General features: G+C 66.2%; 22 protein-coding genes and 1 pseudogene. 19 read left to right on the top strand and 4 right to left on the bottom strand.

Translation table 11 applies throughout. The annotated features are described in order from the left end of the window. Positions 1-237, bottom strand: a complete 237-nt coding sequence (locus tag SPHME3_RS0111305) for a hypothetical protein (protein ID WP_020486515.1) — start codon at positions 235-237, stop codon at positions 1-3. Between the two features lie 624 nt (positions 238-861). Further along, positions 862-1347: a MarR family winged helix-turn-helix transcriptional regulator gene (locus SPHME3_RS0111295; protein WP_017979050.1), complete on the bottom strand. Its 486-nt coding sequence runs from the start codon at positions 1345-1347 to the stop codon at positions 862-864. Between the two features lie 201 nt (positions 1348-1548). Here SPHME3_RS0111295 and SPHME3_RS0111290 point away from each other — a divergent pair, with 201 nt between their 5' ends. The 9 genes and pseudogenes from SPHME3_RS0111290 to lysA all read left to right on the top strand — a co-directional run bounded on the left by SPHME3_RS0111290 (position 1549) and on the right by lysA (position 11569). Further along, positions 1549-2706: an HlyD family secretion protein gene (locus SPHME3_RS0111290; protein ID WP_018250720.1), complete on the top strand. Its 1158-nt coding sequence runs from the start codon at positions 1549-1551 to the stop codon at positions 2704-2706. Beyond that, positions 2703-4220, top strand: coding sequence for a DHA2 family efflux MFS transporter permease subunit (locus tag SPHME3_RS0111285; protein WP_017979052.1), 1518 nt, complete (start codon positions 2703-2705; stop codon positions 4218-4220). Before SPHME3_RS0111290 ends, SPHME3_RS0111285 begins: the two co-directional genes overlap by 4 nt. 4 nt (positions 4221-4224) lie before the next feature. Next, the gene (locus SPHME3_RS0111280; RefSeq protein ID WP_017979053.1) at positions 4225-5682 is read left to right on the top strand and encodes an efflux transporter outer membrane subunit; all 1458 of its coding nucleotides are present in this window, start codon (positions 4225-4227) and stop codon (positions 5680-5682) included. 335 nt (positions 5683-6017) lie between these two features. Continuing rightward, on the top strand, positions 6018-8303 hold the full coding sequence (locus SPHME3_RS0111275) for a TonB-dependent receptor (RefSeq protein ID WP_017979054.1): 2286 nt from the start codon (positions 6018-6020) through the stop codon (positions 8301-8303). A gap of 301 nt (positions 8304-8604) precedes the next feature. Then, positions 8605-8967, top strand: a pseudogene (locus tag SPHME3_RS0111265) (CorA family divalent cation transporter); the annotation flags it as partial. Continuing rightward, a complete protein-coding gene (locus tag SPHME3_RS21550) occupies positions 8958-9386 on the top strand; it encodes a hypothetical protein (RefSeq protein WP_231292021.1) in 429 nt (142 codons plus the stop codon). The pseudogene SPHME3_RS0111265 and the gene SPHME3_RS21550, both read left to right, overlap by 10 nt. A gap of 9 nt (positions 9387-9395) precedes the next feature. Continuing rightward, positions 9396-9917 (top strand): class I SAM-dependent methyltransferase, encoded by a 522-nt coding sequence (locus tag SPHME3_RS0111255; protein ID WP_020486516.1) that lies wholly within the window; start codon positions 9396-9398, stop codon positions 9915-9917. Continuing rightward, positions 9914-10177, top strand: coding sequence for a hypothetical protein (locus SPHME3_RS0111250; protein ID WP_017979059.1), 264 nt, complete (start codon positions 9914-9916; stop codon positions 10175-10177). Before SPHME3_RS0111255 ends, SPHME3_RS0111250 begins: the two co-directional genes overlap by 4 nt. A gap of 18 nt (positions 10178-10195) precedes the next feature. Further along, positions 10196-11569, top strand: coding sequence for a diaminopimelate decarboxylase (gene lysA / locus SPHME3_RS0111245; RefSeq protein WP_017979060.1), 1374 nt, complete (start codon positions 10196-10198; stop codon positions 11567-11569). 226 nt (positions 11570-11795) lie between these two features. Here lysA and SPHME3_RS0111240 read toward each other — a convergent pair whose 3' ends face one another. Continuing rightward, entirely contained in the window at positions 11796-12149 is a 354-nt protein-coding gene (locus SPHME3_RS0111240; protein ID WP_017979061.1) for an Imm8 family immunity protein, read from the bottom strand. 592 nt (positions 12150-12741) lie between these two features. After that, positions 12742-13203: a hypothetical protein gene (locus SPHME3_RS21045; protein ID WP_017979062.1), complete on the bottom strand. Its 462-nt coding sequence runs from the start codon at positions 13201-13203 to the stop codon at positions 12742-12744. A gap of 476 nt (positions 13204-13679) precedes the next feature. On the opposite strand from SPHME3_RS21045, the gene SPHME3_RS0111235 reads away from it, so the two are divergent. The 10 genes from SPHME3_RS0111235 to SPHME3_RS0111190 all read left to right on the top strand — a co-directional run bounded on the left by SPHME3_RS0111235 (position 13680) and on the right by SPHME3_RS0111190 (position 26953). Then, complete coding sequence (locus SPHME3_RS0111235; protein ID WP_017979064.1) at positions 13680-14489, top strand: chromate resistance protein ChrB domain-containing protein; 810 nt, start codon at positions 13680-13682, stop codon at positions 14487-14489. Beyond that, entirely contained in the window at positions 14486-15883 is a 1398-nt protein-coding gene (gene chrA, locus SPHME3_RS0111230; protein ID WP_017979065.1) for a chromate efflux transporter, read from the top strand. Before SPHME3_RS0111235 ends, chrA begins: the two co-directional genes overlap by 4 nt. Before the next feature lie 315 nt (positions 15884-16198). Beyond that, positions 16199-18661: a TonB-dependent receptor gene (locus SPHME3_RS0111225; protein WP_018250719.1), complete on the top strand. Its 2463-nt coding sequence runs from the start codon at positions 16199-16201 to the stop codon at positions 18659-18661. An 11-nt stretch (positions 18662-18672) separates the two neighbouring features. Continuing rightward, the gene (locus SPHME3_RS0111220; protein ID WP_017979067.1) at positions 18673-20076 is read left to right on the top strand and encodes an MFS transporter; all 1404 of its coding nucleotides are present in this window, start codon (positions 18673-18675) and stop codon (positions 20074-20076) included. Positions 20077-20089: 13 nt separating this feature from the next. Beyond that, positions 20090-21025 (top strand): TauD/TfdA dioxygenase family protein, encoded by a 936-nt coding sequence (locus tag SPHME3_RS0111215; protein WP_017979068.1) that lies wholly within the window; start codon positions 20090-20092, stop codon positions 21023-21025. Between the two features lie 60 nt (positions 21026-21085). Further along, positions 21086-22765, top strand: a complete 1680-nt coding sequence (locus SPHME3_RS0111210; protein WP_017979069.1) for an arylsulfatase — start codon at positions 21086-21088, stop codon at positions 22763-22765. Continuing rightward, positions 22762-23709, top strand: a complete 948-nt coding sequence (locus SPHME3_RS0111205; RefSeq protein ID WP_017979070.1) for a formylglycine-generating enzyme family protein — start codon at positions 22762-22764, stop codon at positions 23707-23709. Before SPHME3_RS0111210 ends, SPHME3_RS0111205 begins: the two co-directional genes overlap by 4 nt. A gap of 81 nt (positions 23710-23790) precedes the next feature. Further along, positions 23791-24699, top strand: coding sequence for an ATP-grasp domain-containing protein (locus SPHME3_RS0111200; protein WP_017979071.1), 909 nt, complete (start codon positions 23791-23793; stop codon positions 24697-24699). Then, the gene (locus SPHME3_RS0111195) at positions 24699-25739 is read left to right on the top strand and encodes an LLM class flavin-dependent oxidoreductase (protein ID WP_017979072.1); all 1041 of its coding nucleotides are present in this window, start codon (positions 24699-24701) and stop codon (positions 25737-25739) included. The genes SPHME3_RS0111200 and SPHME3_RS0111195 overlap by 1 nt, the downstream gene beginning before the upstream one ends. Continuing rightward, complete coding sequence (locus tag SPHME3_RS0111190; RefSeq protein WP_017979073.1) at positions 25736-26953, top strand: dicarboxylate/amino acid:cation symporter; 1218 nt, start codon at positions 25736-25738, stop codon at positions 26951-26953. Before SPHME3_RS0111195 ends, SPHME3_RS0111190 begins: the two co-directional genes overlap by 4 nt. Positions 26954-27000: the final 47 nt, after the last annotated feature.

Below are 27000 nucleotides of genomic sequence, written 5' to 3'. Positions count from 1 at the left end.
TCAGCGAAGCAATTTCGGCAGCGGCGAGAACCGGCGAGCGAACTCGATTAGGATACTGGCAGCGCGCTCGTAGGTGCTGTCACACCTGCTCACGCTCGTGCCCGACGTAGTCAGCGAGCCGCGACGCCGTTCGAACGCGTATTTGGTTCCATCGGTGCACAAGCGGTCGCCGCCTGCATAACCATCGGTGACGGCGTCGAACTGCGACATAACCTGGTTAAACTCGGCAACAGGCACTTGGAAGCGGTATGTCTTTTGGTCCTCGGTCTAGTCTGCCCGGCGCTCGAATACCACGACAAGACCTTGCGCTACTGCGCCACGCCTTCGCATTGCCAGCGCATAGGCGTAATCTGACAAGGCGGGATGGACACCCAAACGAACCGCGTCCGGTCCCAACATGGCCATTGGGGCGAACACACCAAGTCGAGAGATTGCTCCGCTGCTCGGATCGATCGCTGTCAGGTCAGTGAGCAATTCGCCACGATGAACGCTTGAATGTGCACGAGCTTCAGCATCACGTTCTCGATCACGCCACCACGCTGATCCAACAAATGCCCCAGCCCAGACGATCTCGATCGCGACAAGAACGGTGCATAGGAAGCCAATGCGATGAAGCCATCGCCAGCGAAAGTTCGTGACAGGATGATTGCCTATCTGTTGAAGCTGGATGAATTTCACCCATCGGGCAAACCGATCTTGGTGGCTAACGTCCGGGTATGGGCAAGAGCTGCAACTCTCCCCTCCGCCACGACGACCCAGAAGCGGTCATCCGGTGAGTCGGGGTCTCGCCTCAGTTCCAACCATTCGTTCATCTTAACCAGGCAGATTGCAGGCCCGTTAACCGGCAGGAGCCGTTTTCGCCTACGCGGTCGAGGCGAGTGCCTCGATCACCTCGTCGAGCAATCCGGTCAGTGTCTGCATCTTTTCTGGTGACAGGCTAACGCTGGCATAATGGTCCTCGCGGCCCGCAAGCAGGCCGAGCCGGGCGACCACCGGCTCCGCCGCGTCAGTCGCATATAGTCGTTTGACCCGGCGGTCGCCGGGATCGCTGCGCCGTTCGACCCATTGCAGCGCCTCCAACCGGTCGAGCGTCTGGCCCATCGCCACCGGACCGATCTCCAGCTTCTCCGCCATCGCCTTCTGCGTAGAGCCGGGATGGAGCCAGATCGCGCCAAGTGCGCGCCATTGCGCCTGGGTCAGCGCCTCGTCTGTGGTCAACGCCATCGCCCGGGCGCGCTCGTCGAAGCGTTTGCGCAGCAGCCTAGCGATCAGCGCGACCTGCGAGGCGAAGCTGCGCTGCCCGTCCGGGACGGCGGGGTCGGGCGAGGCTTCGGCAGCAGGGGTCATCGAACATCCTCGTCAGGCAAATCGTTGCGACGGCACCTCTTTTTGCACGTCCACCGTCCGTGCTTCGAGGCCCCACCGATAAAGGTCAGCTCCTCTTATCAGTAAGTCACCTTATAATCAGGTTGCTTTCCATTTCCAGTGGGTGCACCGGCGCGATATTGACCGAGATCAGCGGGGTGAGTCCCGGATCCGCGAGGTAACATGAGCCTGGACGACCGCCCCGATTCCCGACCCGACCATCCGGCCGGCAGCGACACGCTGACCGATGCGCCGCCAATCACCGATCCGGCCCCCGTCGTCGCGGCGGTCGACCCGACGCCGGCACGACGCAGCCGGCTGCGTCTGCCGCTGCTGCTCGCCGCCCCCGTCCTTGCGATCGTGATCGGCCTGTTCGTCTATCTGAGCGGCGGGCGTTCTCAGTCGACCGACAATGGCTATGTGAAGGCGGGGCTGGTGCCGGTCGCCGCCAGCGTAAGCGGACCGGTGGTCGCGGTCATGGTTCACGACAACCAGCGCGTGCGCGCGGGCGACATCCTGTTCCGCATCGATCCCGCCCCCTTCCAGGCCGCCGTGGACGAGGCGGCGGCAGACCTTGCCAATGCGCGGACGCAGGTGTCGTTGCTGCGCGCCAATTATCGCGAGGGCGAGGCCGGCCTTGCGGCGGCACGCGCACGCCTCGACTATGCGGAACGCGAGGCGGCGCGGCAGAAGTCGCTGCTCGCCGAGGGCATTTCGTCGCAGAACCAATACGACCAGGCGGTGCTCGCCGCGCAGACCGCACGCCAGCAGATCCTGACCTCGGTGCAGCAGAACGCCGGCGTCGCCGCGACGCTGACCGGCAGCGTCGACGCGCCGACCGCGGTGCAGCCGGCGGTGCAGCGGGCGGAGGCCGCGCTGGAGCGCGCCCGCCTCAACCTCGGCTACACGGTCGTGCGCGCCGCGCAGGACGGCATCGTCACCAAGGTCGATCAGTTGCAGCGCGGCAGCTACGTTACCGCCGCCAAGCCGGTGTTCACGCTGGCGGGCACGCGCCTGTGGATCGAGGGCAATTTCAAAGAAGACCAGCTCAACCACATGCGGGTCGGGCAGCGCGCGACCTTCCATGTCGATGCCTTCCCCGACCTCGAACTGACCGGCCGGTTGACCAGCTTCAGCCCCGGCACCGGCAACAGCTTCGCCCTGCTGCCGGCGGAAAATGCCACCGGCAATTGGGTGAAGGTCGTCCAGCGCCTGCCGGTCGAATTCAGCATCGATCGCCTGCCCCAGAACGTGCCGTTGCATGCCGGGCTCAGCGTCGAGGTAACGGTCGACACCGGCTATCGCCGCCGCCTGTTCGGCGGTGACGCCGCCGCCCGATGACCGGCGCCTATCCGGACCCGATATCGCGGCGCTTCATCACCGCTTCGGTGATGGCGGCGACGGTGATGAACTCGCTCGACAGCACGATCGCCAACGTCGCGCTGCCGCATATCCAGGGCAGCGTCTCCGCCTCGGGCGAGGAGATCACCTGGGTGCTCACCTCCTACATCGTCGCCGCCGCGATCATGACCCCGCTGACCGGCTGGCTGGCCGGGCGGTTCGGGCGCAAGCGGCTGATGCTGTGGTCGATCGTCGGCTTCACCGCCGTCTCCGGCCTGTGCGGCATCGCCAACAGCTTGGGCGAGCTGGTCGGCTTCCGCCTGCTGCAGGGCGTGTTCGGCGCGGCGCTGGTGCCGATGAGCCAGGCGATCCTGCTCGATATCAACCCGCCCGAACGCCACGGCCCGGCCATGGCGGTATGGGGGATGGGCGCGATCTTGGGGCCGATCATCGGCCCGGCGCTGGGCGGGTGGCTGACCGACAATCTGTCGTGGCGCTGGGTCTTCTACATCAATCTGCCGATCGGCGCGCTCGCCTTTGCCGGCCTGTCCGCGTTTCTGACCGAAACCAAGGATGCTGCCCGACCGCGGCTCGACCTGTTCGGCTTCGCGATGCTGGCGCTGGCGATTGGTTCGATCCAGCTGATGCTCGATCGCGGTCAGACCAAGGACTGGTTCAGCTCGACCGAAATCTGCCTGGAGGCGGCGCTGGGCGTGTTCTTCGGCTATCTGTTCGTCGTCCACACACTGACTGCCCGCCGCCCGTTCATCGACATCGGCATGTTCAAGGATCGCAACTTCCTGACCGGATCGATCTTCGGCTTCTTCCTCGGCACCGTGCTGTTCGGCGTGCTGGCGCTGCTGCCGACGATGCTGGAAACACTGATGGGCTATCCGGTGGTGCTGACCGGGCTCGTCACCGCGCCGCGCGGCATCGGCACGCTGATCTCGATGATCGTCGTCGGCCGGCTGATCAAGTCGGTCGACGCGCGCCTGCTGATCTTTGTCGGCTTTTCCATCGCCGCGTTTTCGCTGCACATCATGTCGGGCTTCACGCTCGGTATGAACGAGCGGCTGGTGATCGTCTCGGGCTTCATCCAGGGCATCGGCACCGGTCTCGTCTTCGTGCCGTTGACCACGATCGCCTTCGCGACGTTGGATACGCGCTACCGCAACGAAGGCGCGGCGATGTTCACGCTGACCCGTAACATCGGCTCGGCGGTCGGCATCTCGATGTTGCAGGCGCTAACCATCCGCAACGGCGCGACCGTGCACGCGCGACTGGTCGAGGGCATCCGGCCGGACAATCCGCTGCTGCCCTCCACGTTCGACTTCGACGCGCCGTCGGCGGTCGCGATGCTCAACGCGCAGATCACGCGGCAGGCGGCGATGGTCTCGTACGTCGATGCCTTCTGGCTGCTCTTCATCCTTACCCTTGCCGTCATTCCGCTGTTGCTGCTGATGCGCCGCCCCCGCGCCGGCGGCGGCGACGGCCCGACGATCCACATGGACTGATCCGATGCGCATCGCCCCCCTGCTCCTCGCCACCATCGCGTCTGGCGCCCTCGCCGGCTGCACCGTCGGCCCCGATTTCGCGCGGCCGCCGGCCCCCGCCGCGACCGGCTATCAGCCCGCCGGCGAGGCGCCGCCGCCGCGCGTCGTGTTCGGCGACGGGCCCGAGCAGCGCTGGTGGACCGCCTTCGGCTCGCCGCAGCTCGACGCGCTGGTCGATCAGGCGATCGCCCACAACCGCAGCCTCGCGGCGAGCAATGCGACGCTCGCCGCCAGCCGCGACGAGGTCCGCGCGATTGCCGGCCGCCGCCTGCCGCAGGTCGATGCCAATGCGCGCGTCGACCAGCAGCAGGTCAACCTCGCCGCGTTCGGCTTTTCCGGCGCCAACCCGCTCGCTCCCGGCGGCAACCCGCAGTTCCATTTGTACACCGTGGGCGGCGGCATCAGCTACGACCTCGACCTGTTCGGCGGTCTGCGCCGCAGCGTCGAACAGAGCGCCGCCCAGGCCGAAGCGCAGCAGCGCCAGACCGAGGCGGCACACCTGACCATCGCAGGGCAGGTGGTCAATCAGGTGCTGACCATCGCCGCGCTGAACGCGCAGATCGCCACCGCCAAAGCGTTGCTCGCCGACGACCAGCGCAACGTCGACCTGACGCAGAAGCGCCGGACCGGCGGCGAGGGCACGTTGGTCGAGGTGCTCAACGCACAGAGCCAATATGCCGCCGACCGCGGCGACCTGCCGCAGCTCGACCAGCAACTGGCGGAGGCGCGACACCTGCTCGCGACCCTTCTCGGCACCACGCCGGACGCACTACCCCCGACGGATATCGCACTCGACCGGCTGACCCTGCCGGCGACGATCCCTGTTGCGCTGCCGTCAGCGCTGGTCCATCGCCGCCCCGACATCCTCCAGGCAGAGGCGCAGCTGCACGCCGCCACCGCCGCGATCGGCGTCGCCACCGCGCGCCTCTATCCCGACATCACGCTGGGCGCGACGCTGACCCAGGGCGCACCGGGGGTCGGCGACCTCGTCAAGAACGCCTTCCGCGGCTACGACCTGTTCGCCGGCCTGACCGCGCCGATCTTTCATGGCGGCACGCTGAAGGCGCAGCGCGCAGCGGCGGTCAACCGCGCCCGCGCCAGCCAGGCGAGCTACGAACAGACCGTGCTGGTCGCGTTCAGCCAAGTCGCCGATCTGCTGTCGGCGCTGCAGAACGACAGACGCTCGGTCGCCGACCAGCAGGCCTCGGTCCAAGTGGCCGAACGCTCGCGCCATCTGTCGCGGCGCAGCTTCGAGGTCGGCAATTCGGGCATCCTGCAAGTGCTGGAGACCGAACGCCTCTACCAGCGTGCCAGCAATGGCCTGGTCGTTGCGCGGACGCAACAGTTCCTCAACGTCGCACGCCTGTATGTGGCAACGGCAGGGGGATGGCTGCCAAGCCAGCCGGTGACGTCGAAACGATAGGTAAATCCTTGTAAGTGCCGCCCTGCGATAACCCAATTGCGGTCATTCACCAGCATTTTCCCCTTCCCAGAAGCGGACGCCCGTTCAGCTCGGCCGTATGAAGCAAATGCAGATGGTGAGTCTGTATCAGATGGCCGGTCATTCCTCACGCAGACAATCTGACGCGGACTTCTGACGCCCCAAAATTTGCGGAAAACCGCGGGCTTCGGGCTGGCGTCACAACCGGACGATTCCGACGCTCGTAGGAAAGGCGAAACGCCGCCAAGCATGCGGATATTATCTGCTATTGATTCTCATTAGGGAAATTTGTAGCTCCCTTCAAAAGAGGGGCTACAATGAGACTGATCGCTTACCTGCTATGCACCGGCACACTGCTCGCTGCGACACCCTGCCTTGCGCAGGAAGTGCCCGCCTCGACGCAGGAAACGCAACCGGACGACATCATCGTCACCGGTGAGAAGTCGAACCGGACGCTTCAGGAAACGACGACCAGCGTCGCGGTCACGACCCCCGAGCGCATCCGGCAGGAGAACATCCTGACGATCCAGGATGTCTACAACCGCACTGCCAACGTCTCGGAAACCTACGGCTCCGCCGGCTTCACCATCCGCGGAATCAACAACAAGGGTGTAGGTGCCGGCGGCGATGCGGACACGGCGACCGTGTATGTGGACGGTGCGCCCATCCCTCGCCAGGCGCTATTCGGGGGACCTACGGATCTCTGGGATATCGATCAGGTCGAAATCCTGCGCGGGCCGCAATCCACTATCCAGGGCTTGAACGCGCTGGCCGGTGCCATCGTGCTGACGACCCGCGATGCGTCCGTGACCGATTACAGTGCGGATGGACGCATCCTGTGGACGGACCGCAACGATCGCACCTTCTCGGCCGCGGCAGGCGGTCCGTTGATCCGCGACGAGCTGGGCATTCGTCTGTCGGCCGAACGCCGCGCGGATCGCGGCATCATCCGCAACGTCGCGCGAGGTGGTTACGATGACAGCCTGCGCACGCTCAACCTGCGCGCTAAGCTCCACTGGACGCCACGGTCGCTGCCCGGGCTCGACGTGAAGGCAAGCTACAATCGCGTCCGGCGCGATGGCGGCTATCTCTACGAATATACCAATCTCACCACGCCGGACTTCTACGGTCATCGCCGCTCGACCAGCGACCAGCCCAACCGCGGCTATATCCGCTCCGACATCGCGGTGCTGAACGTCGGCTATGAGATCGCCCCCCGCCTGCGGTTGTCGAGTGTCACCTCGTTCAATCGTGCCGCGACGTTGGCGCAGACGGACGCGGACGGCACGGCCGCCGACGTCCAGTTCATCAGCAATGACAGTCGTTATCGGACCTGGACGCAGGAGCTTCGCCTCAACTACGATGGCGAGCGGCTGAGTGGCGTGCTGGGTGCCTGGGCCTATCGTCGCTCCGGCGGGCTCGACGCCAACAACCGCCTGAACATCGCGACGCCTGTCACCACGATCGTCGGACTGTTGCAGAGGGGCGGTTTCCCGGCCGCCGCTGCGAGGCAGATCGCAACGGCCTATGCCACCGCGCTGCCGCAGATCCCGGTCCGCTATAGCGCCGATCAGCCCTTGCTGGTGAAGAACGCCGCGCTGTTCGGCGACGGCCGCCTGCGCGTGACCGATCGCCTCTCGCTGCTTGCCGGCTTCCGCTACGATCACGAGGACAACCGCTACGGCGCGGAAACGATCGCGACCTTCAACGGCACATTGCCGAGCCCGGCCGCGTTCGGCGCGGCTGGCACGCCACTCAACCTGGCAGTGAACGCGATCAACCGCGGCGTGCTCGGCCTGGTCGCGCAGGCGGCATCGGCGCGGGCCAGCAACGCCCGCAGCTTCGACGCCTTCCTGCCGAAGGCCGGCCTCAGCATGGAGTGGACGCCTGACCTGACCACCGCCTTCACCGTGCAGCGCGCCTATCGCTCGGGCGGATCCAGCCAGAACCCGGCGCGCGCGACGCTCGTCGCCTATGATCCGGAATATAGCTGGAACTACGAGGGTTCGCTGCGTTCGCGCTGGCTGGACGGCAGGCTGACGGTCAATGCCAACGTCTTCTACGTCGATTGGAAGGACCAGCAGACGACGGCCTTCTTCGGCCTCAACGCTTTCGACTACAATACGGTGAACGCCGGCAAGTCGCACCTCTATGGCGGGGAGTTGGAGGTGCAGGGCCGCCTCAACCGCGTGTTCGACGCTTATGCTTCGGCTGGCTACGTCCGGACCAAGTACGATCGCTTCGATCTGCCAGCCGGTTCGACCAGCACGGTCAACCTGGCCGGATCGCAATTCCCCTATGCGCCTCGCTGGACGCTGGCGGGCGGGATCAACGGCCGCGTCGGTGCCATCGCCGGCAACGTCAACGCCAATTATCGCAGCGCCGTCTTTACCGATGTCGGAACCGCGCAGAACCAAGCACGTGTGTCCGGCCGCACGGTGGTGAATGCGCGGCTCGGCTATGACGCCGGTCGCTGGACGGTGTTCGCCTTCGCCCGGAACTTGCTGGACGAGGATTACCTCCAGTACCGCACCCCTGACGGCCTTCGCGGCATCGTCGGCGACCCACAGACGTTCGGTGCCGGTCTCGAACTGCATCTGTGACAGCCTTGGCCGCGCTCGTCGCCGTTATCGCTGGGCTGGCCGATGCTGCGCTGCTGCGGCGCGCATGGGCGGATCGGCAGCTTGAGCGTGCCAGCCTGATCGTGAGCGGATAGGCGGCGCTCGCCGCCACCGTCGTGCTCGATGCGGCGTGGGCCGGCTGCGGCAAGGCAAGCGCGGTTGCCGTGGCCGGGATCGGTTTGGCTACGCTGATCGACCCGTGTGCCAATGAGACCGACACGCTACAACGTCTCCACGACCTCCACCCACTGGCGGTCGTAGACGCGCTGAAGGACGGGCAGCTGCCCGCAAGTTGTCCAAGAACGGGCTGCCGTGCGTCGATGCCGAGGCTCGGCTGTACTTCCGGGACGTGCTGGATCACGTCCGCAGGGTGGAGACAATGGCGAGCGGCTTGCGCGATCTGCTGTCATCGGTGTTCGAGTTCAGCAACCTTATCGAGCAGCAGCGCACCGGCGCGATCACACGCCAGCTTGCAGCCTGGGCAGCAATCCTGGCCGTGCCGACTGCAATCGCCGGCATCTACGGCATGAACTTCGAGCATATGCCCGAGCTTCGGAGCCCCTACGGTTATCCCATAACCATTGGCGTGATCCTGACGATCTGTTCGGCGCTGTACTGGCGCTTTCGCAAGGCGCGTTGGCTGTAGAGCACGCGTTCGCCGACCCTAATGCGACGAGCCGTTGGCAGGCTTATGCGCTCTATATGCTCTTTCCCGGAATCGATATCGAAATGCTATGCGGGGGTTCGTACCTGAGAAAAGCGGGCGCTGGACGCTCGATTATCGAAGGTTTGAAAGGCGATATGTCGTCCGAACCCAATCCGGAGCCCGACGAACGCGGGACGATCATCTACGTCGGTCAGGACAAGGCGGGCCACTGGCTCGTGCAGGATAGCGGCCGAAAGATGGAGGGCCGATTCGTCTCACGCGGCGCAGCGCTCAGCTTCGCCGAAGCGGAGCGGCAGATCTACCGCGCGAGCCTTGAGATCGTCTCGGCACCGCTGGTTCCGCTCATTTCCTTCGAGCCGGTAATTCCGGCCGAGCACGCGCTGCGCCGCGCCGCCTAAGGATTTCCCATGACATCGAAACTCAAGCCGTTCGTCACGGCTGATCGTCCGTCGTCCACCTCGACGGTTACCCGGTCCATGATCCTCGGCAGCCGTGCCGCACACAATGATGCGCGCTGGACTGAGATCTGCGCCGCGCTTGCTGCTTTGCGCGCGCAGCGGCGCCATTCCGTCCGTATGGTCGACGCCGACTGCGCCTGCGGCACATTGCTGATCAAGGCAGTGCGTCACGCCAGGGCGCTCGGCTTCACGGCGATCGAAGGCCGCGGCATTGATGGCTCGCCCGCGATGATCGGGCGGGCGCGTGTAGCAGCTGCCCGTCTGCATGAACCGGCGATCGGGCTCACCTTTGAGGTCGCGGACATGATCGAAGCGCTGGCCGACGAAGCCGACGTACCGGCAGACATCGTGCTGTGGCATGGCAGCCGCGCAGACGATAATCGACCGGGCTTGCGCGAAAGCCTCGCAAAGGCTGGAGACATCGTCATCGGCGATCGTGATCTCCCGCGTGACCGGGCACGGGCGGCATGACCCGTCGCGATCTGCAATGGAAAGCCGGCGGCTTTGCGCTGCTGGCATCCTCCTGTGGGATGTGCTTCGCGCTCGACGGCTCCCCGGCGATGATCGTCTTCTTTCCGCTCGCGCTGCTCGGCTTGCCGCTGATGATCCACGGCAAGCGGGTCGGTCAGTTGCTCCGCGCCGAGCGGCGCGGGCACAGCCACACCGCCGACGTCGTCCATGCTGCCCGCGTGCGTCGCCGCGGGCAGACCGACGACGGCTTTGGACACTGACACGCAAGGTCCCCTGTCATGCGCTGCTTCGACTATCGTGATGGCGTCCTGTGCGCCGAGGGCGTCCCCCTGCCCGCTATCGCCGATGCAGTCGGCACCCCCGTCCACGTATATTCGGCAAGCGCGCTCCGGCATGCCGCGGAGGCGTTTACCTCTGCCCTGCAAGGTCTACCGACCGCCCGATTCGCCTTTGCGGTGAAGGCCAACCCCAACGGCGCCGTCCTTCGGCTGCTCGCTGACTGCGGCTACGGGGCCGACATCGTATCGGGCGGCGAGCTGCGCCGGGCCTTGGATGCCGGCATCGCGCCAGCGGACGTGGTCTTCTCTGGCGTCGGGAAGACCGATCGAGAACTGATCGACGCACTGAAGGCCGGCATCGGTCAGTTCAACCTGGAGCTGGAGGAAGAGGGTCGCGTTCTGGCGCAGTTGGCGCGGCAACGCGGCATGCGTGCGCCGGCGGTGTTGCGCGTGAACCCCGATGTCGACGGCGGGACGCACGCCAAGATCACGACCGGCAGGCGGACGAGCAAATTCGGCGTCGATATCGCCGGTGCGCTGGACATGTACGACCGGCTAGCGCGACTCGATGGCCTCGATCTGCAAGGGATCGCGCTTCATATCGGCAGTCAGATCGGCCACCTAAATCCGCTGGAGGCCGCTTACCGCCGGATCGGCGCGCTGATTCTCGAACTGCGCGCACGCGGGCACAGGATCACGCGGGTCGATCTGGGGGGTGGGCTCGGCATCGCTTATCGACCCGAGGATGTGATGCCGTCGCTTGCCGATTACGCGTCGATGATTTCGCGGGTGACGCGCGACTGGAACGTCAGCCTCACGTTCGAACCCGGTCGCATCATCACCGGCCTAGCCGGCGTGCTGTTGACGCGGGTGATTTGGGTTAAACCGAGCCCGAGCCGCCCATTCGTCATTGTCGATGCCGCGATGAACGATCTGGCACGTCCCGCGCTCTACGACGCATATCACCGCTTCGCGGCGGTCCGTCCGGATGGGCGGACGATGGTTGCCAACATCGCCGGGCCCATTTGCGAGACCGGTGACATGTTCGGCATCGACCGGACGATCGATCACGTTGAGCGGGGGGATCTGGCAGTCTTCCATGCAACCGGCGCGTACGGAGCAGCTATGGCCTCAAACTATAATTCGCGCCCGGTCAGCCCTCAGGTAATGGTGGATGAAGACAGTTTCGAGCTGGTCGGTGATCGCACCTTTCCTTCTGATCTGCCGACGCAATTGCAGCATCAACAACAAATAGCCCGTCGTTTCGACGGGGCGATTACACAAGCAGCTTTGCGCAGGCATTCAGTCCAAAGTTGGAGAATAGAGGAAAAGATGCCGCAGCCTCACTCCTCCGTAGCCGCTGAGAGATGTTAATACAGACAACGCAAGGGTAGTCTGCCGAGCCATCGACCACGGAGCAATCATTCGGGAATGCGCCGACGGCAATGCGGTTGGGTTGAACCAGTTTCGGCCATTTGGAGCACCTTGCCCGCTCCCCAGCTTCTGCCGTTCGTTCATATCGCAAACGGTCGCTGACCTGCGATCACCTCTACTTAAGTGATGTCCGGCAATGGGGATGGGGGGGGTAAGCGGACGTTCTTTACGGGCTATAGTCCTCGAACTCCCATAGTGACCAGCGGGCAATCTTACCTGCGATCGTAAGCCAGTCGTCGCCCGACACCTGAGCGATGCGCTTGCGCACATAATCTTCGACGCGTTGAGGGTCGAAAGTGCGCGCGATAAGCAACAACCGCCCTTCGACGATGGTATGGCTATCTAGTTCATACTCCAGCCAAGCTGGCGAACACACGTTGAAATCAAAGGACTCCTCTCCTGGCGCGCCAGCTGGCCCCACAAGCGCTCGTATAGAGACACAGAACGCGTCTCCCCTGGGCCGAATAGACTTAAGGGGTTCATTTTCGGCGGTCAGCAAGGCTCGAAGTTCGGCGATCATCCCCCATGATCCTCCCTACGGTGAATATTCGCAATCGGGCGTAAGCCATGCGGCCGCTTATGGGAGTTAGCAGACGTTTGCATCGCCGTGCAGCGTAGCACTGCCGGACCTCTCCCGCAGTAACCGGGTGATCTCATCTGTAAAGAGTGCAAGAGAATGATAGTTAGTCTCTGATTGGGTGCTGCATCGATTGGCTGGTTTATAGTAGTCTGCAAGGCATATCCATGCGACCAGCCCCTCCCGGTTTTGCCTCTTGGTTCAATGCTAAGACCGGTGATCGTCGTTGCGACTGCTTTTCCCTGTGACGCTTCGCCAAAGCCCCAGTCGGCAGTGACCGGATCGTTCTGTTTGATAGGGTGCGCACGGAGCGCTTCAGCCAAGTCGCTCACATCCTGCCATTGGACCCACATACCGTTGCTCCCGCGGAAGCGCGGTGTCTGCACCTCCGCAGTTAGCCAGCCGAAATCGTCGCCGTCCCTGCTGAACTCGAACGCGACGATGAGTGAACTATTCATTTGACGTGACTGCCACAACGGAAAGGACGACTGCAAATGGGCGTTAGCGGGCGATCCGCCAGTCGAAAAATCCGCGGTCAGCGCACAACTTCAAAATGGCCTTGGATGAACGATCTTAGCACTGGCTTGAGCGTGTGAGCGCCGCTGTCGGCCTCGTATGTACGTATAGCGGGACGCCCAGCATTGTCAGTTAACACGTCTGGCAAGCCACGGCTCGAAAGCTCCCCCACGTTGCGGACACTCGTGTCGCTCACCTGGTAAACACGCACGCGATACACGGAGCCACCGGACCACAACGAGAATACAAGATTGTCCTTATCGCGGGTAAACAATCCCATCGGAACGTCGCCGACAGGTTCGCTGAACTCTATCGGTCGCGCGCACTCGGACACGCATTTGATCCGGATGTGATAGCCCGTACCCGCGCCTTCCTCGACTAACACAGAGAATGTCGATCGCTCACCGCCCACCCGCAATGACGCGACGGGCGGAATGGTGCTCGCCATGAGTGCCGGAGCAGCGATCAATAGATAGCGCATGGCCACATAATACAGACGCCACGGACGTCCGCAAATGGGCGGAAGCGGACTTAGACGTCCGGCGTCAGCCACTGCCCCACGCACCAAAAGCCGAGTATCGTCACGATTATCGCCAGTGCCAAAAGCACGTCGCAGGGGGTCGCGTGGCGCTTCAATGATCCGTCTATATGCCTACTTAAATCCGAAGCAACAGCGCCGCAACGCCGATGTAATTGATGCCGGATTGTGGGCGTAAGCGGCCGCCCTACCCTTCGACCCATAACCCGACATCCACGTCCTGCATCTTTCTTCCCGGAACCGGACGTCCGTTAAGTATTACCCAGCAGACGTCGCAATCCGACGATCAGTCGAGGCAGAGCGCGCCGTGGCAATTGACAAGGCCAGGTCATGATGGCCGATTGCGATCATGGGGACGGCGATCTCCCCACGAGGCGTCAGCTGGAGAATCGCGTCCGCCTATTCATGAAGGACGCCCCATGCCTGCGCCGAACGCCATCACCCCGGACGAGCTATCGCGACTGGTCGGCACCGCCGGCTGCCCGCGCATCGTCGATCTGCGGTCGTCACCCGCGCGCGCGATCCCGGGTGCAATGCCGGGCGATCTTCAACATGCCCCATCGGTCGACACCGTCATCGTCGTCGATCGGTATGGCGGTACGGGGGCCGTTGCCGCAGCGGCGATGATGCGAAGCGATGGCAAGGATGCCGAAGTCCTGGAAGGCGGCCACGCCGCTTGGGAGCGGGCGGGCCTGCCCGCCATAACGCTCGCGCATCGTCCGCCGCGCCGCCGTGATGGCAGGACATGGTGGGTCACTCGCGCGCGGCCGAAGGTCGACCGCATCGCCTGCCCCTGGCTGATCCGCCGCTTCGTCGATCCCGCGGCGCGCTTCCTGTTCGTGGCGCCAGGCGAGGTGCTGACCGTCGCCGCGCAACAGCAGGCCGAACCGTTCGATGTCGCGGACGACGGTGTATTCTGGAGCCATCGCGGCGAGCGGTGTACCTTTGATGTGATGGTCGAGGCGTTCGGGCTCGATACGCACGAACCACTGGTACGTCTGGCCGCGATCGTTCGCGGTGCCGATACCGATCGGCTCGATCTGGCGCCGGAGGCAGCAGGGCTCCTCGCCATCTCGCTAGGCCTGTCGCGCATCCACAGCGACGATCATGCCCAGCTGGAGGCGGGCATGGCGGTCTACGATGCCCTGTATCGCTGCTGTCGCGATGCACAGGGCGAAAAGCACAATTGGTCCTCGCATCAGCCGACGCGCGGCAAGGTGTCGGCATGACCGCGGTGACGGCGGACGCCGCACCACCAGCACGCCCCGCACCGGTGACGCTCGGCCAGGCCTTTTGGGTGTGGCTGCGGATCGCGCTGCTCTCGTTCGGGGGGCCGGCCGGCCAGATCGCGGTCATGCACCGCATCCTGGTCGACGAGAAACGCTGGATCGGCGAGCAGCGGTTCTTGCACGCGCTCAACTACTGCATGCTGCTGCCCGGGCCGGAGGCGCAGCAGCTCGCCACCTATATCGGTTGGCTGATGCACCGTACGAAGGGCGGCATCGTCGTCGGCGTGCTGTTCGTCATCCCCGGCGCCGTTGCGGTCATGGCGCTGAGCTGGGTCTATGCCCTGTACGGCCGCGTCGGCATCGTTTCGGCCCTGTTCTTCGGCCTCAAATGCGCGGTGTTGGCAGTCGTGCTGCAGGCTGTGGTGCGGATCGGCGGGCGGGCGCTCACGACGCCGCCGGCCAGAGCGCTTGCCATGCTGGCCTTCGTCCTGATATTCTTCCTCGGCGTACCCTTCCCGCTGATCGTGCTGGGAGCGGGCCTCATCGGCTGGTGGTCGACGCGGAAGGGCAGCACCGCCTTCAGGGGCGGCGGTCATGGTGCAGTCAAGGGCACGGTCGTAGCCGACGCAGACACGCTGCTTGGCGACGCGCTGCCCGCCCATGCGCGGCCGACATGGGCGGATACGATCCGGGCGGCGCTGGTCTGGCTGGCTCTCTGGCTCGTGCCAGTCGCCGCGTTGCTGATCGCGCTCGGCCCAGACGATGTGTTCAGCCGCATCGCAACCTTCTTTTCGACGATGGCGATGGTGACGTTCGGCGGAGCCTATGCCGTCCTTGCCTATGTCGCCCAGCAGGCGGTCGAGAATTACGGCTGGCTGGGGCCGAAGGAAATGCTCGACGGCCTGGGCATGGCGAAAACGACACCCGGGCCGCTCATCACGGTCCTGCAATTCGTGGGGTTCCTTGGCGCCTATCGCGATCCTGGCGGCGTGTCGCCGCCGGTCGCGGGCACGCTCGGCGGCCTGCTCGCGACCTGGGTGACCTTCGTGCCGTGCTTCCTTTGGATCTTTCTCGGCGCACCCTTCATCGAGCGGCTGCGCGGCAATGCCGCGGTCGCTGGCGCGCTTTCGGCAATTACCGCGGCGGTCGTGGGCGTCGTACTCAATCTCGCGGTCTGGTTCGCGCTGCACACGCTCTTCCGCGCAACGACCTCGGTCGCGGCCGGCCCCTTAGGCTTCGATGCCCCGATCCTGGCCAGCATCGATCCGGTCGCCCTCGCCCTCGCATGCGGCGCGGGCGGCGCTTTGTTCGGGCTTCGGGCAAGCGTGGTGACGACGCTGCTGGCGACGTCCGCCGCCAGCCTCGCGCTCTACGGCCTCGGGATCACCGCCTGACCACGCGTTCGCGCACCATGAGCAAAGCTCGGCTAATCGTACCGCAACATATGCTTTTCCCATTATTCCGATCGAGTCGATAGGTTTTACGTCAGACCCAAACCGGGCCTTAGCGCGGAGACCTCTATGATCCCGATCCGCTTCCACGATCCGCCTGCCGTCGAGGCGACTCCTACCCTAATCTGACACGGCGAGCGGACCGGGCCGACCGGCCTCGTCCGCGCAACAGAAATCCGCCCGGCCGGCGCCATCGGCGCCGCAGCCGGCGACGGAACGTGCCCGTGACGACCGCCAGAACAACGAGAAAGCCAATCCATGAAAAGGGGATTTTCGGCGACGACGGCGCGCGTCCGTCGCCACCGTCGACTGTGGCTTGCCGCCACCGCACTGATGCCGCCCGGCGCTGCGGCACAGATCGTACCCATCGACAGTGACGGTGCGGTCCGCGTCGCAGCGGGCACCGGTTCCGTGCATGCGGACGACACCGCGGCCACCCCGGCCGGCGCGCCCGCCGACGATATCGTCGTCACCGCCCGGCGACGGACGGAGCGGGCGCAGGACGTGCCGATCGCGCTCAGCGTCGTCGGCGCGGAGCAGCTGGGACTACGCGGCGACTATCGGCTCGATCAGGTGCAGCAATTGGTGCCATCGCTCCAGGTGTTCAGCTTCAATCCACGCAACACCAACATCAACATTCGCGGGCTCGGCTCCAACGTCGCACTGACCAACGACGGGCTGGAGAATGGTGTCGGCGTCTACATCGACAACGTATATTACGGCCGCGTCGGGCAGAGCCAGTTCGACCTCGTCGACCTCGATCGCGTCGAAGTGCTGCGCGGGCCGCAGGGCACGCTGTTCGGCAAGAACACCACCGCCGGCGCGATCAACATCTCCAGCCGCCTGCCGCTGTTCCAATGGCATGCCGACGGGCAGGTCGATGTCGGCAATTACGATTACCGGCAGGTGCGCGGCTCGCTCACGGGGCCGCTGATCGACGGGCTCGCCGCCTTCCGGCTGAGCGCGGCCTATACCAGCCGCGACGGCTTCCTCTACGACACGAAGACGCGTCGCCGCGTCCATGATTATGAGAATGCCACGGTGCGCGGCCAGCTGCTGCTGACCCCCGCGTCCGACCTGACGATCCGTATCATCGGCGACTGGGGTCAGCAGGAGCAATCGTGCTGCATCAACCTGCCGGTCAGCACCTTCGCGAGCTATGACAACGGCACCCCGATCGCGAACACCTACCTCCAGCGGATCGCGCACTTCCCCAATTATACGCCGCTGCCGATCGATCCGTTTGCGCGTCGGACGGATGCCAATTCGCCGTTCCAGGCCAACATGGATACCTGGGGCGTGTCGGGTCAGGTCGATTACGATCTGGGTGGGGCGGCGCTCACGTCGATCACCGCGGTCCGGCAGTGGAACTGGTTTCCTCGCAACGATAGCGACCTGACCGCGCTGTCGATCAACACGCAGAACCATATCCTCAATTTCCAGCGCCAGTTCAGCCAGGAACTGCGCCTCGCCTCCACCGGCACGCACACCGTCGACTGGCTGCTGGGTGCCTATTATTTCCAGCAGGTGGTGCGTGGGTACAGCCGTGCCGAATTCGGCGCCGACGCCGCGCTCGCGCTTTTTCCGTCGGACAACCAGACCGTGGCGAGCCTCGCCAGCAACGGCCTGCTCTCCGCCGGTCGGTCCGATCCGCATACCAAGAGCGGCGCGGTCTTCGGTCAGGGCACGTGGCACATCACGCCCGCGCTCAGCCTGACCGCCGGGCTGCGCTACACGCATGAGGAGAAGTGGGGCAGCTATGCGAACCAGCGTCTCTTCGCGCAGCCGACCACCGGCCTGACGGCGGCGCAGATCGCGCGTGTCACCGCGATCCGCAACGCCCTGGCCCCGATCCAGGCCTTCTCCGTCGACACCGACGACGACAGCGTCTCGGGGCTGGCGACGCTGGGCTGGAAGCCGGCGGAGGATGTGCTGCTCTACGCCACCTATTCGCGCGGGGCGAAGTCGCAGGGACTGAACCTGACCAACCTGCCCGCGGGCGTCGACCCCGTCGTTCGACCCGAGACGGTGGACAATGTCGAGGTCGGTCTGAAGTCGCAGTTTCTCGACCGGCGCGTGACGCTGAACCTCGCCGCCTATCAGACCAGCGTCCACGACTATCAGACGACGATCGTCCAGCAGGTCATCGGCACCAACACCTACATCAACTACATCGCCAACATCCCGAAGGTCCGCTCGCGCGGGTTGGAGGGCGATCTGGCGGTTCGCCCCGCGGATTGGCTGAGCCTCACCGGCTCGATCGCTTATACCGACGCGACGTATCGCGACTACCCCAACGGCCCGACCCCGGTCGAAGCGCTGAACCCCACCGCCGCCAATCCCGGCGGCTCCCCGGTGCGCGACTTCACCGGACAGAGGCTGGCGGGCGTACCCAAATGGGCGGCGTCGGTCGGCGCCGACGTAACGCATCCCGTCGGCGGCCGCGCCGAGGGCTACCTCCACAGCGACTGGTCCTACCGGTCCTCCTATTACACGGTGGCGAGCAACAGCCGCTACGGCCTCGTCCCCGGCTATGGCCTGGTCAATGCGCGCGCCGGTGTCCGGCTGGGTGAGGACGGCCGCTACGACCTGTCGGTCTGGGCGCGCAACCTGTTCGACAAACGCTATTTCCAGACCTTGAACGTCATCAATTACGGGCTCGTTTCCGCCATTCTCGGCGATCCGGGCACCTATGGCGCGACCCTCAAGGTCCGGTTCTGAGGAGCGCGACGATGGCGAGCATTCCCTTTGAGGACGTTTATGGCCCACCCCAACGAAGGGCGACGGCGCGACACGAAGGGCATGCGGCCGTCAGGCTGATCGGATTCGGTTCGCTCGCCGTCCCGCTGGCCGGTGCGGGGCTGCCGCTCGTCCTGTTCGTGCCGCAACTCTATGCAAGCCATTTCGGCCTGTCGCTGGCGACGATCGGGTTCATCTTCTTCCTCGGCCGCTTCTGGGACGTGGCGTCGGACCCCATCGTCGGCGCGCTGTCGGACCGGACGCGCACCCGCTTCGGTCGACGACGGCCATGGATCGCGGCGGGTGGCCTGCTGTTCGGGGTCGGATCGGCGCTGCTGTTCTTTCCACCCGCGACCGTCGCGCCGCTCTATTTCGGGGCCGCGCTGTTCGTCTTCTACGCCGGCTGGACGATGATCGAGATTCCCTTTTCCGCCTGGGCGGGGGAATTGTCGGGCCAGTATCACGAGCGCACGCGCATCGTGACCTATCAGCAGACGATGCGGGCGGTCGGCCTGTTGCTTGTCCTGATCCTGCCGACCCTGATCGAGCAGTGGCGGCCCGCCGACGGCGTGCTGAAGCTGCACGCGACCGGCGCGTTCATCCTGACGACGCTGGTGCTAGCACTTATGCTGAGCCTGACCGCCATCGCCGAACCGCCCATCCCGGCGCAACGGACGCACCGCATCGGCTTCTGGCGCAGCGCCGGGCTGGTGTTCCGCGACCGGCTGCTGCTGCGCGTCCTCGCCTCCGACGTGGCGGTGACGGCGGGTCAGTCGATCCGCGCCGGGCTGATCGCCTTCTTCTGCGTCAGCTACATGGGCCTGCCGCAATGGGCGAGCGGGCTGTACCTGCTGCAATTCGTGTTCGGCGTCGCTGCCGGGCCGATCTGGCTCGCGATCGGGCGGCGGCTGGGCAAGCGTGAGACGGCGATCGCGGGTGAACTCGCGCAGGCGGCGATCAACATCGCCCTGCTCGCGGTCTTCCCCGATATGCTCTGGCTGCTGATCGCGCTCGCCGTGGCGCAGGGGCTGACGCAGGGCTCGGGCAATCTGATGCTCCGCGCGATGGTCGCGGACGTCGCCGATGCGCACGAGCTGTCAACCGGCCACAACCGCACCGGCCTATTCTTCTCCGTCTTCAGCCTGGCGACCAAGGCAGGCCCGGCGATCGGCATCGGCCTCGCGCTGCCTTTGCTCGCCTGGCTCGGCTTCCAGCCCAGGGGGCAGAGCGCCCCCGCCGCGCTGGACGCGCTCAAATACGTCTTCGCGCTCGGCCCCGCCGCCGCGCACATCATCTCGGCCGCGCTAATCTGGCACTTTCCGCTCGACCAGACCCGCCACGCCCAGATCCGCCGCGCGCTCGACGCCCGCGCGGCCACCGTTCCCGTCGAAGCCTGAAGGAGTGTGTGACATGACCGTGATCCAACACCAGTTCGACAATGCCGCCGATGCGGACACCCCGCTCGACATCGTTCCCGTCGCAGGGAAGATCGGCGCCGAAATCCGGGGCATCGCGCTGTCGGGCGATCTCGATGATCTTACCATCGCCGCGATCAAACAGGCGCTCGGCCGCCACAAGGTGATCTTCTTCCGCGGCCAGACGCAGCTCGACGACGAGACCCACGAGGCGTTCGCGGCGCGGCTCGGCGAGCCGCTCGCCCACCCGACCGTGCCGGTGGCGGAGGGGTCGCGCTTCCTGCTCGAACTCAACTCGCGTGAGGGTGAGGCCGCGTCGCAATGGCATACGGACATCACCTTCCTGCCCGCCTTCCCCGCCGCGTCGATCCTGCGCGCGCTGGTGATCCCGCCCGCGGGCGGCGACACCCTCTGGGCGAATGCGGTCGCCGCCTATGAAGGGCTGCCCGCGCCGCTCAAGGCGCTGGTCCAAGGTCTGCGCGCGGTCCACACCAACGCCTATGACTATGCCACCGCCCGGCCCGAGGCGACCACGGAGGCCATCCGACGTCATCGCGAGATCTTCGCTTCCACCGTCTACGAAACCGAACATCCGGTGGTTCACGTCCATCCGGTGACCGGCGAGAAGGCGCTGCTGCTCGGCAATTTCGTCAAGCATTTCGTCGGCCTCAATCGGGAGGATTCCAATCGCATCTTCCAGATCCTTCAGGATCAGATCACCAAGCCGGAGAACACGGTGCGATGGCGCTGGCAGCCGGGAGACGTGGCGGTCTGGGACAATCGCGCAACGCAGCATCGCGCCATCGCGGATTTCGGCAAGCAGAAGCGTCACCTGCGCCGCGCGACGATCGCGGGGTCGGTGCCGGTCGCTCTCGACGGCGCCACCAGCCGCGCGCTGAAGCCGGAGCCGCTGCTCGAAGCCGCCGAGTGACCTGTCGCGCCGGTGTCCTCACGCCAGGGACGCCGGCGCTCCTTTTCGGGAGAATGCCCCGTGCGAACGACCGCGCTGACCGTCGCCCTGCTCGCCACCGCGTTGACGGCCGCCGTCTCGCTGACCGCCGCCACCGGCGGCCATGCACAGAACGCGCGCCCCGCCCCCACCAAGGCGGCGACGAAGCCCAACATCCTCATCATCGTCGCCGACGATCTTGGCTATTCGGACCTCGGCGCGTTCGGCGGCGAGATACGGACGCCGAACCTCGACGCGCTGGCCGCACGCGGGCTGAAGCTCACCGGTTTCCATTCCGCGCCAACCTGTTCCCCGACGCGATCAATGCTGTTGTCGGGCACCGACAACCACCTCGCCGGCCTCGGCAACATGGCGGAGATGCTGACGCCCAATCAGGTCGGCAAACCCGGGTACGAAGGGCACCTGCCGGACGACATCGTCACCTTGGCCGACCGGTTGCACGACCTGGGCTATGCGACGCTCATGGCGGGCAAATGGCATCTCGGCACCCGCGCAGAGGACAGCCCCGCCCGCCACGGCTTCGATCAGAGCTTCGACCTCGCCCAGGGCGGCGGCAACCATTATGGGCTCGATCTGGCCAAGGACGGCAAGCCAGGCACCACCTATTGGGAGAACGGGCGGCAGCTCGCCAGCCTACCCGCCGGGTTCTATTCGTCGGACACCTATGCGACGAAGCTGATCGAGCAATTGGGCCGCGCCGATCGCGCCAAACCCTTCTTCGCCTATCTCACCTTCACCGCGCCACACTGGCCGCTTCAGGCGCCGGACGAAGACGTGGCACGCTACCGCGGCCGGTATGATGAGGAGTTCGAGGTCTTGCGCGCCCGCCGCCTCGCAAGGCTGAAAGCGCTCGGTCTGGTCGCGGCGAACGTCACGCCACACGATCTCGTCCTTCCGCCCGGCCGCCACTGGGCCGATCTGTCGGCGCCTGAGCGTAAGGAGCAGGCACGGCTGATGGAAATCTATGCCGCGATGGTCGACCGGATGGACCAGAATGTCGGCCGCGTCATCGCGCATCTGAAAGCGACGGGGCAGTATGACAACACGATCATCCTGTTCACCGCCGACAATGGCGCGGAGGGGATCGACATCGCGCGCTCCGAACTCCCCGAATTCCGCGCCCGCGTCGTCAAGGCCGACAACCGCTTCGTCAATCTCGGCAAGCCGACCTCCTATGCCGGGTACGGCCCCGGCTGGGCACAGGCGGCGACCGCGCCGTCCTGGCTCTACAAAGGCTATACGACCGAGGGCGGCACCCGCGTCGCCGCCTTCATCGACTGGCCCGGCGCCCGGCGCCACGGCGTCGGCACGGCCTATGGCACGGTGATGGACGTGGTGCCGACGCTGGTCGAGGCGGCTGGCGGCGAGTGGCGCGGCACGCGCTACGCCGGTCGCGCGGTGCAGCCGGTGCGCGGCGCAAGCTGGCGCCCCTATCTCAGCGGCACCGCAGAGCGCGTCCATGCCCCCGACGAAGCGATCGGCAGCGAGCTGTTCGGGCGCCGCGCCATCCGGCAGGGCGATTGGAAGGCGGTAAATCTCAGCGACGCATGGCGGCTGTTCAACATCGCCGACGATCCGGGCGAGACCAACGACCTCGCCACGCGCGAACCGGCGCGGCTCAAGGCGCTGGTCACCGCCTGGGACGCCTATGGCAAGGATACGGGCGTCATCATGCCCTCCGAACCCACGCGATACCCATGATCCGTCCGGCTGTGATCGCGGCGCTGCTCGTTGGCGGCCTGCACGCCGATGCCGCGCCGGTCGCGCGCGCCAGCGCATCGCCATCGTGCGCAGGCAGTTTCGCCGACGGCAGCGTGCGCGTGCCGGCCACGCGCTTCCTGATGGGCAGCGACATGTACTATCCGGAGGAACGGCCGCGTGTCGCCGTCTCCGTCCCCACCTTCGGCATCGACGCGCATGAGGTGACCAACCGGCAATTCGCCGCCTTCGTCGCCGCCACCGGCTACGTCACGGAGGCCGAACGGCCCGGCGGCGGCGCGTTCGTCTTCTCGCCGCCGCCCGCCGACCAGCCGTTCCTCGCACCCGATCCGGCGACATGGTGGCGCTTTGTGCGCGGGGCGACGTGGCGCCACCCACGCGGGCCTGGAAGCGACATCGCGGGTCACGCCAACGATCCCGTGGTGGACGTGACCTTCGCTGATGCCAGCGCCTATGCCCGCTGGGCCGGCCGCGCGCTGCCGACTGAAGAACAGTTCGAGGCCGCCGCCCGGATCAAGATCCGCGACGCGGACGCCGAGCCCGAGCGTCACGCGGCCAATTATTGGCAAGGGCATTTCCCGACGACCAACACCGCGACCGATGGCTGGGTCGGCCCCGCCCCGGCGGGCTGCTTCCGCCGCAGTCCGATCGGCACCTACGACCTGATCGGCAATGTGTGGGAATGGACGCGCAGCTGGTATCTGCCCGGCCATGGCGCCTTCGTCACCGGCGACGGCACGCCCGGCAATCCCAGTTTCGATCCCCGCCAGCCGCAAGTCCGCGCCCGCGTCATCAAGGGTGGCTCGTTCCTGTGCGCCGCCAATTACTGCGCCCGCTACCGCCCTGCCGCCCGCCATGCGCAGGACGAAACGCTCGCCGCCTCGCATTTGGGCTTCCGCACCGTCGCTCTGACGCCGCCCCGATAGCATGGCCGGAAAGTGTTTCTTGGGGCGGGCCAAGCCCAAGCCGGTTTGCAGGGCGCCTGCGCTCCGGCATGTCACGGCGCCATGACCGTCGATCTCGCCATTCTCTACGAACATCCCCAATGGTTTACGCCGCTGTTCGCCACGCTCGACCGGCGTGGGATTGCGTATGACACACTGACCCCGCGTACCGCCTTCGACCCCGCCGACGCCGTGCCGCCCGCCCCCGTCATCCTCAGCCGGCTGGCGATGTCGGCGTTCCTGCGCGAGGCGGAGCATCCGATCTTTTGGGCGCAGTCGCTGATCGCTCGCTGGGAACTGTCCGGCGCGCGCGTGCTGAACGGCACCCCCGCCCTCGCGGTCGATACGTCGAAGGCACGCCAGCTCGCACTGATCGCCTCGCTCGGCCTTGCCATTCCCGCCACCCGCGTCGTCCACCGCGCCGCCGACGTCCCCGCGGCGGCGGCGACGATCGGCTTTCCGCTGGTGGTGAAGGCGAACATCGGCGGCGCGGGTGCGGGCATCGCGCGCTTCGACGACTTGGACGCATTGCGCGCTGCGGTCGCCGACGGAACGTTGCCGACCAGCATCGACGGCGTGCTGCTGGTGCAGGACTATGTCCCCGCCCGCGGCGGCACGATCACTCGGATCGAGACGCTCGACCGCGCCTATCTTTACGCGATCGATGTCGCCGGGGCGGGCGCGTTCGACCTGTGCCCGGCAGACGCCTGCCAGGTCCCCGGCAGCGCGATCACGATGACCGCGGCCGAGCCGCCGGCGCCCCTGCGCGAGGCGGCCGAGCGGATCGCCGCCGCCGCCTCGCTCGATCTTGGCGGGGTGGAGGTGATGATCGACGACCGCGACGGCACGCCCCGCTTCTACGACGTCAACGCGCTGTCGAACTTCGTCGCCAGGCCGCTCGACGTGCTGGGCTGGGACCCGCACGAGCGGCTGGTCGACCGGATCGTCGCCTGGATCGGGGAGGCACGCTGATGCGCTATGGTTTCTGGATGCCCGTGTTCGGCGGCTGGCTGCGCAACGTCCCCGACGAGGGCATGGAGGCGAGCTGGGCCTATGCCAAGGCGCTGACGCAGGATGCCGAGCGCTGGGGATATGACCTGACGCTGATCGCGGAGCTCAACCTCAACGACATCAAGGGCACCGACCAGCCCGCGCTCGACGCTTGGTCGACCGCCGCGGCCCTGGCCGCGGTGACCGAGCGGCTGGAGCTGATGGTCGCGGTCCGCCCCAATTTCCATCACCCCGCGCTGTTCGCCAAGGCGGCGGCGAACATCGACCGGATCGCCGGCGGGCGCCTGTCGCTCAACGTCGTGTCGAGCTGGTGGGCCGACGAGGCGCGCCAATACGGCCTGCAATTCGATCAGCACGACGATCGCTATGCGCGCACCGCCGAATGGCTGAGCGTGGTCGACGGCCTGTGGACGCAGGATCGGTTCAGTTTCGCCGGGCAGTTCTACACGACCGACGCGGCGATCTGCGCGCCCAAGCCCGTCAAGCGCCCGACCATCTATGCCGGTGGCGAGAGCGAGGCCGCCAAGGCGATGATCGCCGCGCGCTGCGACGCCTATGTCATGCACGGCGATCCCGTGGCCGCGATGGCGCCCAAGATCGCCGACATGGCCGCCCGCCGCCGCGCCGCCGGAGGGCCGCCGATGCACTACGGCATGGCCGCCTATGCGATCGTGCGCGACAGCGAGGCGGAGGCGAAGCGCGAGCTGGAGCGCATTACCACCGTCACCGATTTACCCGCGGGCTATGCCAATTTCGACCAATGGCTGTCCGGCACGCAGCTGGAGCGCGAGCTGAAGATCCAGGAATATTCGGTGTCCAACCGCGGCCTGCGCCCCAATCTGGTCGGCACGCCCGAACAGCTGAAGGAACGGATCGCCGAATATGAGGCGGCGGGCCTCGACCTGCTGCTCCTGCAAATGAGCCCGCAGGCCGAAGAGATGGAGCGTTTCGCCGCGCAGGTGATGGGCACGACCGCCGTACCGGACGTCGCCACCGCATGAAGATTCCTGCCGTAGGACGCATATGGGCCGGTCTGATCGCCGGTCTGGGGCTGGGGTATTGGGCGGGGCCGAACAGCGCCGCGCTGCCGACCCTGCAGACGATCGGCGGGGTGTGGCTCGACGCCCTGCGCATGCCCATCATCCCGCTCGTCTTCGCATTGGTGGTCACCGGCCTCGGCAGCGGATCGGGCTCGGGCGGATCGAGCCGCGTGGCGCGCCGCGCGATCGGTGCGTTCGTCCTGTTTCTCTCCGCCTCCGCCCTGTTCGGCGTCGTGCTGGGATCGGCGATGTTCAGCGGATGGCAGGTGACGGGCCTGGACGCGGTGCGCGCGACCGGCACCAAGCTACCCGATCTGCCGCCGCTGGGCGAAACGTTGCGCGCGCTGGTGCCGGTCAATCCGATCGCATCGGCGGCGCAGGGCGCGATCGTGCCTGTCGTCCTGTTCGCCTTGCTCTTCGCCATCGCACTGCGCCATATCGACCGAGCGCGCGCGGATGGCATCGTCAACGCCTGCCAGGGCATCGCCGATGCGCTGCTCGTCATCATCGGCTGGGTCCTGCTCGTCGCGCCGATCGGCGTCTTTGCGCTGGCGTTCGATGTCGCTGCGCGCAGCGGCTTTGCGGTCGGCGCGCTGCTGCTCTGGTATGTCGTCGCGCGTATCGTCGGCGGTATCGTCCTGCTGGCGGCGTTCGTCCTGCTCGTCGCGGTCGCTGCGCGAACGCGGCTGTCGACCTTCCTGCGCGCTATACTCCCGGCGCAATCGGTCGCCTTCAGTACGCAATCCTCGCTCGCCTCGCTGCCTGCCATGCTGGAGGCGACGCGCACGCTCGGCCTGCCGGCCCGCCCGGTGGGGACCGTCCTGCCGCTCGCCGTCGCGCTGTTCCGGATCAGCGCGCCGACCGCGATCGGCCTCGCGACGCTCGCGCTGGCGCGCCTCCACGGTATCGAGCTTGGGCTTGGCCAGCTCGGCCTCGTGGCGCTGCTCGCCGTGCTCAACAATCTCGTGATCGCAGGGCTGCCGAACCAGATCAGCTTCTTCGCTGCCTACGCCCCCGTCGGGCTGGCTGTCGGCGTGCCCATCGAGCTGCTGCCGCTATTCCTCGCAGTCGATACCATCCCCGACATGTTCGCCACCGCCGCCAATGTCACCGCCGACGTCGCCGTCACGACCATCCTCACCGAGCGCATACCGACAGACCCCGACGAAATCTGAACGGATCATGGCTGCGCACGCCGGCGACAAGCGCAGCTATCCCCCCA

Source organism: Sphingomonas melonis DAPP-PG 224, from assembly GCF_000379045.1.
GTDB lineage: Bacteria > Pseudomonadota > Alphaproteobacteria > Sphingomonadales > Sphingomonadaceae > Sphingomonas > Sphingomonas aquatilis.
This window is presented reverse-complemented; position numbering and strand designations above follow the sequence as displayed.

Bases quoted from the DNA above. Each gene is read 5' to 3' on its own strand.
- SPHME3_RS0111205 (WP_017979070.1), top strand. From the start codon at position 22,762: ATGATCCGTCCGGCTGTGATCGCGGCGCTGCTCGTTGGCGGCCTGCAC.
- SPHME3_RS0111225 (WP_018250719.1), top strand. From the start codon at position 16,199: ATGAAAAGGGGATTTTCGGCGACGACGGCGCGCGTCCGTCGCCACCGT.
- SPHME3_RS0111190 (WP_017979073.1), top strand. From the start codon at position 25,736: ATGAAGATTCCTGCCGTAGGACGCATATGGGCCGGTCTGATCGCCGGT.
- SPHME3_RS0111220 (WP_017979067.1), top strand. From the start codon at position 18,673: ATGGCGAGCATTCCCTTTGAGGACGTTTATGGCCCACCCCAACGAAGG.
- SPHME3_RS0111285 (WP_017979052.1), top strand. From the start codon at position 2,703: ATGACCGGCGCCTATCCGGACCCGATATCGCGGCGCTTCATCACCGCT.
- SPHME3_RS0111215 (WP_017979068.1), top strand. From the start codon at position 20,090: ATGACCGTGATCCAACACCAGTTCGACAATGCCGCCGATGCGGACACC.
- chrA (WP_017979065.1), top strand. From the start codon at position 14,486: ATGACCGCGGTGACGGCGGACGCCGCACCACCAGCACGCCCCGCACCG.
- SPHME3_RS21045 (WP_017979062.1), bottom strand. From the start codon at position 13,203: ATGCGCTATCTATTGATCGCTGCTCCGGCACTCATGGCGAGCACCATT.
- SPHME3_RS0111255 (WP_020486516.1), top strand. From the start codon at position 9,396: ATGACATCGAAACTCAAGCCGTTCGTCACGGCTGATCGTCCGTCGTCC.
- SPHME3_RS0111250 (WP_017979059.1), top strand. From the start codon at position 9,914: ATGACCCGTCGCGATCTGCAATGGAAAGCCGGCGGCTTTGCGCTGCTG.
- SPHME3_RS0111195 (WP_017979072.1), top strand. From the start codon at position 24,699: ATGCGCTATGGTTTCTGGATGCCCGTGTTCGGCGGCTGGCTGCGCAAC.
- SPHME3_RS0111275 (WP_017979054.1), top strand. From the start codon at position 6,018: ATGAGACTGATCGCTTACCTGCTATGCACCGGCACACTGCTCGCTGCG.
- SPHME3_RS0111200 (WP_017979071.1), top strand. From the start codon at position 23,791: ATGACCGTCGATCTCGCCATTCTCTACGAACATCCCCAATGGTTTACG.
- lysA (WP_017979060.1), top strand. From the start codon at position 10,196: ATGCGCTGCTTCGACTATCGTGATGGCGTCCTGTGCGCCGAGGGCGTC.
- SPHME3_RS0111280 (WP_017979053.1), top strand. From the start codon at position 4,225: ATGCGCATCGCCCCCCTGCTCCTCGCCACCATCGCGTCTGGCGCCCTC.
- SPHME3_RS0111295 (WP_017979050.1), bottom strand. From the start codon at position 1,347: ATGACCCCTGCTGCCGAAGCCTCGCCCGACCCCGCCGTCCCGGACGGG.
- SPHME3_RS0111290 (WP_018250720.1), top strand. From the start codon at position 1,549: ATGAGCCTGGACGACCGCCCCGATTCCCGACCCGACCATCCGGCCGGC.
- SPHME3_RS0111235 (WP_017979064.1), top strand. From the start codon at position 13,680: ATGCCTGCGCCGAACGCCATCACCCCGGACGAGCTATCGCGACTGGTC.
- SPHME3_RS0111240 (WP_017979061.1), bottom strand. From the start codon at position 12,149: ATGATCGCCGAACTTCGAGCCTTGCTGACCGCCGAAAATGAACCCCTT.